Genomic DNA, 13,227 nt, shown 5'->3' with positions numbered 1-13,227 from the left:
CCGCTATGACCAATGCAGTAATTGCCGGCTATGTCCGGTCCCCTTTCACCCCGGCACGCAAGGGTGCGCTGGCAAAGGTGCGCCCCGATGATCTCGCCGCCCAGGTTGTCAAAGGGCTGGTCGAGCGTACCGGGATTGATCCGAACGCGATTGAAGACCTGATTTTGGGCTGCGCCTTCCCCGAAGGCGAACAGGGCCTGAACGTTGCCCGCCTGATCACGTTTCTGGCAGGGTTGCCGCGCTCCGTTGGCGGGGTAACGGTCAACCGGTTCTGCGGGTCTTCCATGCAATCCATTCACCAGGCCGCCGGGGCCATTGCCATTGGCGCGGGGGATGCGTTTATTTGCGCGGGCGTTGAAAGCATGACCCGCGTTCCCATGATGGGCTTTAACCCGATGCCCAACCCGGCCCTGTATAAGGAAATGCCCGAAGCCTATATCGGCATGGGTGATACCGCCGAAAATGTTGCCAAAAAATGGAACCTGTCGCGTGCCGATCAGGAAGCCTTTGCCATTGAAAGCCACAAACGGGCCGCAAGCGCCCAACAGGCCGGCAAATTTACCGACGAAATTATTCCCATCAACGGCCCCGATGGCACCGTGGATCAGGATGGCTGTATCCGTGGTGACACCACCGCCGAAGGTCTGGCTGACCTGAAACCGGCCTTCCGGGAAGATGGCGTTGTCACGGCAGGAACCTCCTCGCCATTAACCGATGGCGCATCTGCAGTTTTGGTCTGTTCCGAAGAATTTGCCAAGGCCAATGGCTTAACGCCACTTGCGCGCATCAAATCCGTCGCCGTTGATGGCTGCCTGCCCGAAATCATGGGCATTGGCCCGGTCGGGGCAAGCAAAAAGGCCCTGAAACGGGCGGGCATTACGGCTGCCGACCTGGGTGTTGTTGAACTGAACGAAGCCTTTTCATCCCAGGCGATGGCATCGATTTCCGAACTGGGCCTGGATCCCAAAACCGTCAATATCGATGGCGGTGCCATTGCCCTTGGCCACCCGCTGGGTGCGACGGGTGCCCGTATCGTTGGCAAGGCTGCGGCCCTGATGAAACGCGAAGGTGCAAAATACGCCCTGGCATCACAGTGCATTGGTGGCGGACAGGGGATCGCGACGGTTCTGGAGGCAATGTAATGGCTGAAATCAAACAGGTCGCCGTGATTGGCGCCGGTGTTATGGGGGCATCGATTGCCGCCCATATCGCCAATTCGGGAACGCCGGTTCTGTTGCTTGACATCGTGCCGGAAGGGGCCAAAAACCGCAATGCGGTAGCCGAGGGCGCGGTGGCAAAAATGCTGAAAACCGACCCGGCCCCCTTTATGAACAAGCGTGCGGCAAAACTGATTACATGCGGCAATATCGAAGATGACATGGCCAAACTGGCCGATTGCGACTGGATTGTCGAAGCCGTCATCGAACGCCTAGATATTAAACAGAACCTGTATCGCAAGATCGACGAGGTGCGCAAGGCAGGCTCGGTTGTGTCATCGAACACATCGACCATTCCGCTGGCAACCCTGATCGAGGGCATGCCTGCAAGCTTTGCCAGTGATTTCATCATCACCCATTTCTTTAACCCGCCGCGCTATATGCGCCTGCTGGAACTGGTTTCCAGCGGTGAAACCAATGACGGCGTGGTCGATATGGTGGCGGCCTTTGCCGATGAAAAACTGGGTAAAACCTGCGTTGTCTGCCATGACAAGCCCGGTTTTATTGCCAACCGCCTGGGCGTTTACTGGATTCAGGCCGCCATGGTCGAGGCGATGGATGCCAAATTAACCGTCGAAGAAGCCGACAGTGTCATTGGCCGCCCGTTTGGTATTCCCAAAACCGGCGTATTTGGCCTGATGGATCTGGTCGGGCTGGATTTGATGCCCCATGTCCAATCAAGCATGGCCGGTGCCCTGCCGAAATCGGACCCGTTCCACGCCATTTACCGGGAATCAGAGCTGGTTTCCAAACTGATTGCCGATGGTTATACCGGCCGCAAGGGCAAGGGTGGTTTTTACCGTATCAACCGTGCCGATGGTGGCAAGGTCAAGGAATCGGTCAATCTCGAAACGGGTGAATTTGCCAAATCCGAAAAGGCCCGCCTTGAAAGTGTAAAGGCCGCAGGCAAAGACCCGCGTGCTCTAATGGAAAGTGGCGATAAGGGCGGCAAATATGGCCGTGCCGTGATGGCAAAGACCCTGGCCTATGCCGCCTTCATTGCCGAAGAAGCCGCGCAGAACATCGTCGATGTCGATGACGCCATGAAGCTGGGCTATAACTGGAAAACCGGCCCGTTCGAGCTGATTGACAGCATCGGGGTTGATGCCCTGATCGCGATGCTTAAGGAAGACGGTATCGCTGTACCGCCGCTTCTGGAACGCGCTTCCAGCAAAACATTTTACAAGGTCGAAGACGGCACCCTGCATTATCTGGGTTTTGATGGCAGCTATCAGGCTGTGACCCGCCCCGAAGGCGTCTTGCTGCTTGAAGACGTCAAACGCAAATCCGAGCGTATTCTGGGCAATGGCTCCGCCTCCCTTTGGGATATTGGCGATGGGGCGGTTTGCCTTGAATTCCATACCAAGATGAATGCGCTGGATGCTGATGTCATGGCGATTGTGAAATCCGCCATTCGCACAGTGAAAAAGCAATACAAGGCACTGGTCATTTATAACGAAGGCAGCAATTTTTCTGCCGGGGCCAATTTGGGCTTGGCACTGTTTGCCGCCAATATTGCCGTTTGGCCGGAAATTGAAAATCTGGTTGAAACCGGGCAGATGACCTACAAGGCGCTGAAATATGCCCCCTTCCCGGTTGTGGCCGCACCCAGCGGGTTGGCATTGGGTGGTGGGTGCGAAATTGTGCTGCATTCCGATGCCGTGCAGGCGCATGGGGAAACCTATATCGGGCTGGTCGAACCCGGTGTTGGCCTGGTTCCGGCCTGGGGTGGATGCAAGGAAATGATCCGCCGCTGGCATGAAAACCCCAAATTCCCCAAGGGGCCAATGGCGGCCAGTGCCAAGGCATTTGAAATCATCAGTGTCGCGACCGTTGCCAAATCCGCCTATGAGGCCAAGGAAAACCTGTTCCTGCGCCCTGATGACGGCATCACCATGAACCGCAATCGTCTGCTGTTTGATGCCAAGAAACGCGCACTTGCAATGGTTGAAGGCTATGAACCGCCCGAGGAAATGGTTTATCGCCTACCCGGCGAAAGTGCCCGGGTGGCCTTTGAAATGGCCGTCGATGGTTTTTACCGCCTGGGCAAAGCCACCGATTATGACCGCGTGGTCGCCGGTGAACTGGCAACCGTTCTGGCTGGCGGCGACACCGATGTTACCGTCGAACTTTCCGAAGACGACATGCTTGAACTGGAACGTGAAAGCTTCATGCGTCTGGCCCGCAACCCCGGCACGCTGGCGCGCATCGAAACGATGCTGCTGACCGGCAAACCGCTGCGGAACTAAAGGACAGAAAAATGGCTGAATTTAAAGCACCCCTGCGCGATATGCGTTTCGTCCTGACCGAGCTGTTTGACTATAACGACATCAACCAGCTTCCCGGTTGCGAGGATTTCACCCCCGACGTGGTTGATGCCGTTCTGGAAGAGGCCGCCAAGGTTTGCGAGGAAGTCCTTCATCCCATTAATCGCAGCGGCGACGAGGAAGGCTGCCATTGGGATGACGGCGTTGTTACGACTCCGAAAGGATTTAAGGAAGCCTACAAAACCTTTGCCGAAGGCGGCTGGACCGGCATTGCCTGCGACCCCACCTATGGCGGCCAGGGCGCGCCCAAAACCCTGAATGCTCTGGTCGAGGAAATGATCTGTTCGACCAACCTTTCCTTTGGCATGTATCCGGGCTTGTCATTTGGGGCCTATGCCGCCTTGCACAGCCACGCATCGGATGAATTAAAGGACAAATACCTGCCCAAAATTGTTGATGGTACCTGGTCGGCCACCATGTGCCTGACGGAACCACAATGCGGGACCGACCTTGGCATTATTCGCACCAAGGCCGAACCACGTGATGATGGCAGCTATGCCATTACCGGCACCAAAATTTTCATCTCCGCCGGTGAACATGACCTGACAGAAAATATCATTCATCTGGTGCTGGCAAAACTGCCCGATGCGCCGAAGGGCACCAAGGGCATCAGCCTGTTTGTGGTACCCAAATTCATGGTCAATGAAGATGGCAGCCTTGGCGATCGCAACAGTGTCAAATGCGGTTCGATCGAACATAAAATGGGCATCAAGGCATCGGCCACCTGTGTGATGAACTTTGACGGCGCCGTTGGCTGGCTGGTGGGCGAACCGCATCAGGGGATGCCCGCCATGTTCACCATGATGAACCAGGAACGCCTTTCGGTGGGCATTCAGGGGCTTGGTATCGGCGAAGCATCCTATCAGGGGGCGGCAGCCTATGCCCGCGACCGGTTGCAGGGCCGTGCCCTGACCGGGCCGAAATCTCCCAACAAAGAAGCCGACAGCCTGTTGGTTCACCCCGATGTGCGGCGCATGTTGCTGACCCAGCGTGCCTATAACGAAGGGTCGCGGGCGATGGGAATTTGGGTGGCACGTGCCCTTGATACCATGAAGCATCATGGCGATGCCAAAACCCGCGAGGAAGCCGACGAATTTGTGCAATTGATGACCCCCATCGTCAAAGCCCTGTTTACCGACTGGGGGTTCGAAACCGCCAATCTGGGTGTGCAGGTTTTTGGCGGGCATGGCTATATCCGTGAATGGGGCATGGAACAATATGTGCGCGATGCCCGCATCGCCCAGATTTACGAAGGCACAAACGGCATTCAGGCCCTGGACCTTGTCGGGCGTAAAATGGGGGCCAAGGCCGGGCGTTACCTGCGCCGTTTCTTCCACCCGGTTCAGGAATATATCGAAACCCATGTCAGCGACGAGGGTTTGGGCGACTTTGTCCAGCCGCTGGCAAAGGCTTTCATGCGCCTGCAACAGGCTACCGCCGAAATCGCCCAGCGCGGCATGAAAAACCCCGATGAAGCCGGGGCCGCCGCAACCGAATATCTCCGCCTGTTTGGCCTGGTGGCGGTTGGCTTCATGTGGGTGCGCATGGCTGAAATCGCGCTTAAAAAACAGGATGATGACAGTGACGGCTTCTATAAGGCCAAGCTGGTAACAGCCCGGTTTTATATGGAACGCATCATGCCGCAATCCGGTGCGCTGTTCTCATCTATCATGGCCGGTTCCAAAACCATGATGGCGATGGACGAAGACGCCTTCTAATTTATATCGGTTTCGCAACTTCCTTTTAAAACCGCCTGTTGGCGGCAAATTCGGGGCAGACGATGAATTTGATCTTTCGCTTGATCCGCATTTTATTTTTGGGGTGGTTGCGGCCAAGTATACACCCGATGGACCCGTCGGCCATTGCCTTTCGGGCGTGGCCGACGGATCTGGACATCAATATCCACATGACCAATTCACGTTACTTTGCCCTGATGGATTTGGGCCGTACCGAATTGATCCTGCGCTCCGGAATTTTTCGGCTGGTGTTAAAGCATAAATGGCAGCCGGTTGTTTCGGTCTCGACCATGCGTTTCAAACGCGCGATCAAGCCGTTTCAACGTTTTCACCTTGAAACGCAGGCCTTGTATTGGGATGAACAGGGATTTTATCTGGAACAGCGATTTGTCGGCGATGGCAAAACCCTGGCGCTGGCCGTGGTCAAGGCAGTGTTTGTCAGCCGAAAGGGTGTTGTCCGCCCCGCCGACATTTGCGCAAAACTGGGGCTTGATGATCCGTCGCCCGATGTCCCAGCCTGGCTAACTGGCTGGCCTGATATTGAAAGTGCCATTGAACAACGGCTGGGCGCGATTTAACGCAGTACCAAACCAAAACGTCATTAAACCCAATTCCAGAAGGCCGACACCTGAAATCAGCAAACGGCCCATTCATCATTCCGCCGGGGAGGATACCCATATGTCATCGCAAGATGCCGTTCTGCTGAAAATTGAAAACGATATTGCCACACTAACCCTGAACCGTCCGGAACGCATGAATGCCCTGGACGATGCAATGGTAACAGGCCTGTTGGCGGCCCTGGACCAAATCGAAAACGAAATAAAAAATATCGGCGCGGTCATTATCACCGGCAGTGGCGGTACCTTCATGGCGGGCGGGGATGTAAAATTCTTTCACCAGCTTGGAGCCATCCCCGCAAACGAAGCCCAGCCGCAAATCCGGGCCATGATCGACAGGGTGCATGAAATCATCACCCGTCTGGTCAATCTGCCCTGCCCTGTTATTGCCAGTGCCAGCGGTGCGGTTGCCGGTTTTGGCCTCAGCCTTCTCAATGCCTGCGACATGGCACTTGCGACCGATGAAACGGTTTTCACCCTGGCCTATTGCCATATCGGCACCTCGCCCGATGGCGGTGCCACCCATTCGCTGGTGCGCCTGGTTGGTATGAAAAAGGCCAAGGAAATTGCCCTGCTGGGCGACCGATTTGATGCCAACGAGGCCTTGCGCCTGGGATTGATCAACCAGGTGGTGGAGGGTTCAGAGCTTGAAAAGGCCACGGCAAAACTGGCGATGCGGCTTGCAGCTGGTCCGCGTGCGGCCCTGGCAAAAACCAAGGCGCTGTTAAACAGCGCACCAGAAAGGGATTTGCACAGCCAACTGGCAGCAGAAGCCGAGGCCTTTGCCGAATGTGCCATTAGCCCGGATTTTCGCGAAGGCGTTCGTGCCTTTGTTGAAAAGCGCAAACCGGTTTTTAACAGCAAATAAGAGGGTCATGGCAACCGGTTTCATAATCGGCACAGCACAAGACCACGAACCAGACCAGTCATCAGGGGACGAAACATGGCCAACCTTAACGGCAAAACCCTTTTCATCACCGGCGCATCACGCGGCATTGGCAAGGAAATTGCCCTGCGCGCCGCCCGCGACGGGGCGAACATTGCCATCATCGCCAAAACCGATACGCCGCATCCCAAACTGCCCGGCACCATTTACAGTGCCGCCGAAGAAATTGAACAGGCCGGCGGCAAGGCCCTGGCCCTTAAGACCGACATTCGCGACGAAGACCAGATTGCCGATGCCGTCGCCCAAACCGTGGCAAAGTTCGGCGGGATCGATATTCTGGTTAATAATGCCAGCGCCATTAATCTGACGCCAACCCTGAAAACCCCGATGAAGCGGTATGATTTAATGGCCCAGGTCAATACCCGCGCCACCTTTGCCTGTGCCCAGGCCTGCCTGCCGCATCTTTTGAAATCGGATAACCCGCATATCCTGACCATGTCGCCACCACCCAATATGAGCCCGCAATGGTTTGCCAACCATCCGGCCTATACCATGTCAAAATATGGCATGAGCCTTGCCACCTTCGGCCTGGCTGCGGAATTTGCCGATGAAGGCGTGGGGGTAAATTCGCTATGGCCTGTCACGGTGATTGAAACTGCCGCACTTAATATGATCCCCGGCCTTGAAGCAGGCCGGGCCCGCAAACCGGAAATCCTGGCCGACGCGGCCCATGCGATCCTGACCAGCCCGGCAAAGCAGGTAAGTGGCGGGTTCTTTACCGATGAATGCGTACTGGAAGCCATCGGTATTACCGATTTGGAATCCTACAACCTGTCCCCAGGCAAAGAACCTTATCCCGATTTCTTTTACGAGCCCGATAAAAATGGTGCCAATGACCCGCATGTCGCCAAATTGCTCAAGGTCATTGCGCAATATCACAATCACGCGCCTTCTAACGCATAATACAGGTTTTCTTGGCATTGGCGGTGATCGTCAATGCCACCTACCGGGGCCAAACCATTGTGGAATGGCCTCAATCGCCCGCGACCTCGACCCGCCCAACCTACCGGGCGGGTTCTTTTTATCCCGTGCCCAAATACAAAAAGAGCCGCCTGGCACATGCGCAAGGCGGCGACTTTTTGCAAAGCGGGAACAGGTCGGTAATCGATAGAAGCGTTTAAGCGATTACGATGCGCGGGATGCCAATGTCTGACGCGGCATAACACGTTCATGACGCGCCGGGGTCGGCAGCATCATTTGCGCCTGCAACGCCATATTCAGATCCTGGCAGGTATGGTGACGGTCAAGAAAACGGTCACACCAGTCCTTGCCCTGATTGGCCGACAGGAATGCACAGCGCAACATGGCAAATTTGTTTGCGCTATGGGCTTCTTCTTCGCCCGTAACATGGGCCAGCCAGGTTGCGATGGCAGAATGGGCGGCGGTGTCCAGCATATCCTGCAAATTGCCCTTGGCAACGGCACCGACCATGTCGTCGCGCAAAGCCAAGCGCAGTTCGCTCGCCAAACGGTCTTCGGCGATTTCGCTTTTCACGCCGAACGAACGGGTCCAGGCGCGTGCAGTTTCGTTCAGTAACCGGGACATTGCTGCCGGTTCGCTTGACAGACCAGACTTTGAATTTTCCACGTTACTCATCTCAACCATGATGCAATCCCTATTCGGGTGAATATGAAGGTTAACAAACCGTTTATTGATATCGTTGATCTTCACAATGACCGGAATATAGTCTGAATCTTTGCCGAAACTTAGACGTTTTTGTGGCACGGGCCATGCACTGCCCACATGGGGCCATACCATTTACGCACTTATTTTTTACTAGCTAAACCGATGTTTTTTCAGCGCCTTCCACGCCAATCAAATGTTGCCCGGCCATGATCTGATCCAGCGGCTTTACCGGCCATGACAGGATCTTGAGCTTCTCTTCCTTGGTCAGCGACTCCACACCCAGACGGGCCAGTTTTTCATAAATGATGCCCACCTCGATCTGGGTACGGCGGTCTGGCTTGCGTGCAGGTAACAGCGCACTGTGCAACGCATTGGCATAGGGGTCCTCGATCAGCTGCAACAACCCGTCGCGCACATCTTCACCGGTATGCTGGGCTGTAATGCGATAAAGCGATGCCAGTTCTTCCGGCGTTGCAGTTTCTTCGGGGGTCAAAAACAGTTTCAGTTTCCGGGTTTTCTGGCCCAGGCGCAGCAGGCTTGACCAATGGGTTAACCAAGGCGAGAGCACCAAACCGGCCAAAATCGGCGTCAGCCACCAGAAAAACGCCTGATCCACATAAAGCGCAATCGCGCCCCAGGCCAAACCCGCCAAAATAATGCCGATATGGGTTTTGACAGCCGCCATGAACGGCACCCCGGTATCGTCCCGTTCCTGCGCATCCCAGCCCACCTGGTTGCCAGTCAGCACCGAAAACACAAAGCGCGAATGCAGCGTCATCATGATCGGCGCTTGCAGGGCGGAATAAATCATTTCCAAAAGGCCGCTGAGCAACACGGCAGCCCCGCCATATTTGCGCCGGTCGCGGCCCAGAAACACCATAAAGACCGAAATCACCTTGGGCAAAACCAGCATGCCAATGGTGAAAACCAGCAACACCACCATTTCCATTGACCGGTCCACCGGCCATTGCGGGAACATGGTGAATTGACCGGGGAAAAAGCTGTAGGTCAGGCGCGAATTTTGCAGCGTTGCAATGGTGGAGCTTAACAACAGCAAAAACCACAAGGGCGAGGACAGAAAGCTCATAACCCCCATAAAGAAATGCAGGCGCGAGAGCGGCAAAAAGCCCGGAGCGAAAATAAGCCGCGCATGTTGCATATTGCCCTGACACCAGCGCCGGTCGCGCACGGCAAAGTCAATCAGATTGGGGGGAAGTTCTTCCCAACTGCCTTCAAGCTGCGGGATCAGCCATACCCGCCAGCCTGCCTTGCGCATAAAGGCGGCCTCGACGAAATCGTGGCTTAAAATATGCCCGCCCATCGGCGGCTTGCCCGAGAGAACCGGCAAGCCACAACAATCGATAAAGGCCTGTACGCGGATAATGGCGTTATGGCCCCAATAGTTGGAACTGCCCATGCACCAAAATGCCAGCCCGGCCGACATGGTCGGGCCATGCACGCGCGAAATGAACTGCAAAATACGGGCAAACAGGGTGGAACGGCCGGTCGGCTGCGGCGGGCTCTGAATAATCCCGGAATCCGGGTTGTTTTCCATCAGATAGGCCATGTTCACCATCGCCTCGCCCGACATCACACTGTCGGCATCAAACACGATCATATGATCATAGTTCGACGCATAGGTTTCGCAGAATTCCTTGAGATTGCCTGATTTACGCTCGGTATTTTCCGGGCGACGGCGGAAAAAGATTTTGCCGCGCGCATTCAGTTCCGAGCAGGTGCGCGCCCAGGCCATTTCCTCGGCAATCCAGATGTCGGGGTCGCGGGTGTCGGAGAGCACAAAAAAATCAAAGGCATCAAGTTCGCCCGTCGCTGCCAGGCTTTCATAACTGGCGCGCAAACCGGCAAAAACGCGATCCGGGCTTTCATTGTAAACCGGGATCACGATAACGTTTTTCGATTTCAGTTTGCCTTTGCGTTCAATCGGCTTCATCCGGCGCAATGTGATGGCATCAATGCCAAAGGCACGTAGAAAAATACCGACAACACCGGTGTAAAACGACAGGGCAATCCAGGCAAAATTGATGGTGAAAAAGGTAATCACCACCATTTCCATGCCGGTTAGCTGGTCTGCCCCCAAAACATCACTCATGAGCCAGGCGGCATAAAAGGTTGTCACCAGCGACGCGCCAAACAAAAACAGGCGCCGCACCGTCGAGGAAGGCCCCGCCAGCTTTACAGCCGGGTCAAGTTCTTCGGGGGAGCGGGGCATAGCCGGGCTGTCGGTCATCAATTTTGTTCCTGGGCAGAAAGGCAGTTTGAAAAATAAACGGGCGACCCGCGCCACCGGGGCGCTCTGAAAATCAGAACGCCCACGGCATGGTCCAGGTTTCGCTAATTACGCGGTCTTTATAATGCAAAAAGGCGCGCAAATTGGAAGTCGGGGCTTCGCCGGTCCCGGCCAGATCAAACAGCACGCGCACACCGCCATTTTCTGCATCCTTAACAACATGAACATTGGTGACATTGGCGTTTGATGCACTGATATCGGCCTGCAAATTGGCAATATCATCCAGATAATAATCCAGATCCCCCCCGCGGAAATTAAGGATAAAGCGATGAACGCCGCCATTATCCTCGTCCCCGCCTGTGACCGGGGTAATGCGGGTATCAAGGGCGCGCGCCATGCCATGCAATTCGCGGCCATCGCTCATGGCGGTCAGGTCATAGGAAATTTCCAGCTGATCACCCGCCTTGGGTTTCACATCGGGCACCCAAAAGGCGACGATATTTTCGTTGGTTTCATCGGGCGAGGGAATTTCGACCAGTTCAACATGGCCCTTGCCCCAGTCGCCTTTCGGCGTGATCCAGTAACCGGGACGTTTTTCAAAATGCGCACTGGCATCCTGATAATGGTCAAAATTGCGATCCCGCTGCATCAGGCCAAAACCACGCGGGTTCTGATCCAGAAAAGAGCTGATCTGAAGGTTTTTGGGGTTATCAAGCGGACGCCAGAGCCATTCCCCCTGCCCGTTATGGATCAGAAGGCCGTCGCTGTTATGCACTTCATCGCGATAATCATCGAAATGACGGCGTTTCTGTTCGCCAAACAGGAACATGCTGCTTAAAGGCGCAATGCCCAGCTTCTGAATCTGGTCGCGGAAAAACAGGGTTGCCTTGATCGAAGCAACCGAGCGTTCGCCCGGAACAATATCAAACTGATAGGCCCCGGTCACACGCGCACTATCAAGCAGGGCATACACCGTGACCTTACCCCACGGATCGGTCGGCTGTTCGATCCAGAATTCACGGAAAACCGGAAATTCCTCGCCCGAGGGAGCGGCCAGATCAATCGCCAGCGCCCGTGCCAACTGACCACGCACCTGATTGCGGCCCATCACACGGAAATAACTCGCCCCAAGGAAGGAGGCCAGTTCTTCGTTGCTGGTTACGGAATCAAGCGGGTATTTCAACTTGAAACCGGCATATCCCTGCGCGCCGACATTATTGTCCGAAAGCCCGGTATCGGCAAAGTCAAACAAATTGGCGGAATAAGGCACGGGTTGTACCTTACCGTCACGCACGGTGTTAATGCCCACCGGCACGTCATACATGTAACCGGGATGATAAAGTTCCATTGAAAACCCGGTTGCAGGGTCCTTTAAAAAGGCCTGATCGGATTTGAATTTGATTTTGGCATATTTTGCCGCATCCAGATCGGCCAGGGCTGCTGGCAATTCACGATGCGGATTTTCAAACGGCTTTTTAGCCAGTTCGCGCGCACGGTCAATCACCAGTTGCGGGCTAAAGGCCGGGGCCTGTTCGGCCTGATCAGCCTGCTCCCCTTGCGCCGCCTGCACCGCATCACCAGACGGTGCCTGATTATCGTTTGTGGCGGGCGCATTTGCATCTTGGTCCGTCGGTGCGTTGTCAGTTGGCGCGTTTTCTGCTGCCTTGCCTTCACCGGCACTGTTATTGGCATCTGGAGCCGGTGCATTTTCCGCAGCAGGCGTTGCAGATGACACGGATGCGTCAGAAGCGGGCTTATCGCCCTGGTCTGCCGGAGCTGTCTGTTTGCCCGCGTCAGCCGATGCTTTTGCGTCCTGACCAGAGGCCGGGGCATCCGATGCGCCTGTAGCACTTTGCTTGGTGGTTGCATGCGCCTTGGCGGCCGCCGCCATCGCTGGCTGACCGGCAAGACACAGGGTCGTCAGCACATAGGCCGATGCCATTCCCAACCGGAACAGGGGAAAACGTTTGTGCGGGACACATTGCGAGTCAACCTGCTGGCAAATTTGCATTTTTTTCACGCCGGAACCTTTGTTGATATGCCTTGCGGGCTTTTGCACGATGAACGGGGCAGCAATGTGACAGTATTGAACCAACAGGGTTTTACCCCCAATTGACCCATAATGACCATACGGATTTAGGCCCTGTTTAAGGTCTTGAAAAGCCGGTTTTTCGCATCTTCAACGCAACAGACATATGAATGTTTCCAGCGCACCGTTCAAAGGCGTGGAAAAGCTGGGTTTTTTCTTATTTTGCAATGCAACCGCTTTTGCGTTTTCCGGCATTTATTCCTGCCTACGGGTAAGATTTCCTTTTGAAAACAAAGGAAAATTTCACCAGATTCCGTCCTGCAAACAAACAGACCACAGGGACCGAACAAAACAACCACACCTGGCAAAAATTATTTTGCACAGCAGCAACACGCCATGATTGCATTATGGATTCGGTTATCCTTGTTCCAGCTTGTAAAAAGCTGTCACAAAAATCGACAAGGTCATAGAAGACCGAATA

General features: G+C 55.1%; 9 protein-coding genes. 6 read left to right on the top strand and 3 right to left on the bottom strand.

The window, feature by feature from the left end; all coding sequences use genetic code 11:
* The first annotated feature begins 5 nt into the window (after positions 1–5).
* The 6 genes from LF95_RS11310 (at position 6) to LF95_RS11285 (ending at position 7,746) form a co-directional block, all read left to right on the top strand.
* Complete coding sequence (locus tag LF95_RS11310) at positions 6–1,142, top strand: thiolase family protein (RefSeq protein WP_073955249.1); 1,137 nt, start codon at positions 6–8, stop codon at positions 1,140–1,142.
* Complete coding sequence (locus LF95_RS11305) at positions 1,142–3,466, top strand: 3-hydroxyacyl-CoA dehydrogenase/enoyl-CoA hydratase family protein (RefSeq protein ID WP_073955248.1); 2,325 nt, start codon at positions 1,142–1,144, stop codon at positions 3,464–3,466. The genes LF95_RS11310 and LF95_RS11305 overlap by 1 nt, the downstream gene beginning before the upstream one ends.
* Positions 3,467–3,477: 11 nt before the next feature.
* The gene (locus tag LF95_RS11300) at positions 3,478–5,262 is read left to right on the top strand and encodes an acyl-CoA dehydrogenase C-terminal domain-containing protein (RefSeq protein ID WP_073955247.1); all 1,785 of its coding nucleotides are present in this window, start codon (positions 3,478–3,480) and stop codon (positions 5,260–5,262) included.
* Between the two features lie 62 nt (positions 5,263–5,324).
* On the top strand, positions 5,325–5,858 hold the full coding sequence (locus LF95_RS11295) for a thioesterase family protein (RefSeq protein WP_073955246.1): 534 nt from the start codon (positions 5,325–5,327) through the stop codon (positions 5,856–5,858).
* A 100-nt stretch (positions 5,859–5,958) separates the two neighbouring features.
* Positions 5,959–6,765: an enoyl-CoA hydratase/isomerase family protein gene (locus LF95_RS11290; RefSeq protein WP_073955245.1), complete on the top strand. Its 807-nt coding sequence runs from the start codon at positions 5,959–5,961 to the stop codon at positions 6,763–6,765.
* Between the two features lie 75 nt (positions 6,766–6,840).
* Positions 6,841–7,746 carry an SDR family oxidoreductase gene (locus LF95_RS11285; RefSeq protein WP_073955244.1) on the top strand — a complete coding sequence of 302 codons (906 nt, stop codon included), beginning with the start codon at positions 6,841–6,843 and terminating at the stop codon, positions 7,744–7,746.
* Between the two features lie 222 nt (positions 7,747–7,968).
* On the opposite strand, the gene LF95_RS11275 is transcribed toward LF95_RS11285, so the two are convergent.
* The 3 genes from LF95_RS11275 to LF95_RS11265 all read right to left on the bottom strand — a co-directional run bounded on the left by LF95_RS11275 (position 7,969) and on the right by LF95_RS11265 (position 12,728).
* Positions 7,969–8,448, bottom strand: a complete 480-nt coding sequence (locus LF95_RS11275; protein ID WP_073956200.1) for a hypothetical protein — start codon at positions 8,446–8,448, stop codon at positions 7,969–7,971.
* A gap of 175 nt (positions 8,449–8,623) precedes the next feature.
* Positions 8,624–10,717, bottom strand: coding sequence for a glucans biosynthesis glucosyltransferase MdoH (gene mdoH, locus LF95_RS11270; protein WP_073955242.1), 2,094 nt, complete (start codon positions 10,715–10,717; stop codon positions 8,624–8,626).
* Positions 10,718–10,790: 73 nt separating this feature from the next.
* A complete protein-coding gene (locus tag LF95_RS11265) occupies positions 10,791–12,728 on the bottom strand; it encodes an OpgD/OpgG family glucan biosynthesis protein (RefSeq protein WP_083607757.1) in 1,938 nt (645 codons plus the stop codon).
* Between the last annotated feature and the right edge of the window lie 499 nt (positions 12,729–13,227).

It is taken from the genome of Thalassospira sp. TSL5-1 (genome assembly GCF_001907695.1).
GTDB lineage: Bacteria > Pseudomonadota > Alphaproteobacteria > Rhodospirillales > Thalassospiraceae > Thalassospira.
This window is presented reverse-complemented; position numbering and strand designations above follow the sequence as displayed.

Coding starts and splice junctions, on each gene's coding strand:
- LF95_RS11295 (WP_073955246.1), top strand. CDS start 5,325: ATGAATTTGATCTTTCGCTTGATCCGCATTTTATTTTTGGGGTGGTTG.
- LF95_RS11305 (WP_073955248.1), top strand. CDS start 1,142: ATGGCTGAAATCAAACAGGTCGCCGTGATTGGCGCCGGTGTTATGGGG.
- mdoH (WP_073955242.1), bottom strand. CDS start 10,717: ATGACCGACAGCCCGGCTATGCCCCGCTCCCCCGAAGAACTTGACCCG.
- LF95_RS11310 (WP_073955249.1), top strand. CDS start 6: ATGACCAATGCAGTAATTGCCGGCTATGTCCGGTCCCCTTTCACCCCG.
- LF95_RS11285 (WP_073955244.1), top strand. CDS start 6,841: ATGGCCAACCTTAACGGCAAAACCCTTTTCATCACCGGCGCATCACGC.
- LF95_RS11265 (WP_083607757.1), bottom strand. CDS start 12,728: ATGCAAATTTGCCAGCAGGTTGACTCGCAATGTGTCCCGCACAAACGT.
- LF95_RS11300 (WP_073955247.1), top strand. CDS start 3,478: ATGGCTGAATTTAAAGCACCCCTGCGCGATATGCGTTTCGTCCTGACC.
- LF95_RS11290 (WP_073955245.1), top strand. CDS start 5,959: ATGTCATCGCAAGATGCCGTTCTGCTGAAAATTGAAAACGATATTGCC.
- LF95_RS11275 (WP_073956200.1), bottom strand. CDS start 8,448: ATGGTTGAGATGAGTAACGTGGAAAATTCAAAGTCTGGTCTGTCAAGC.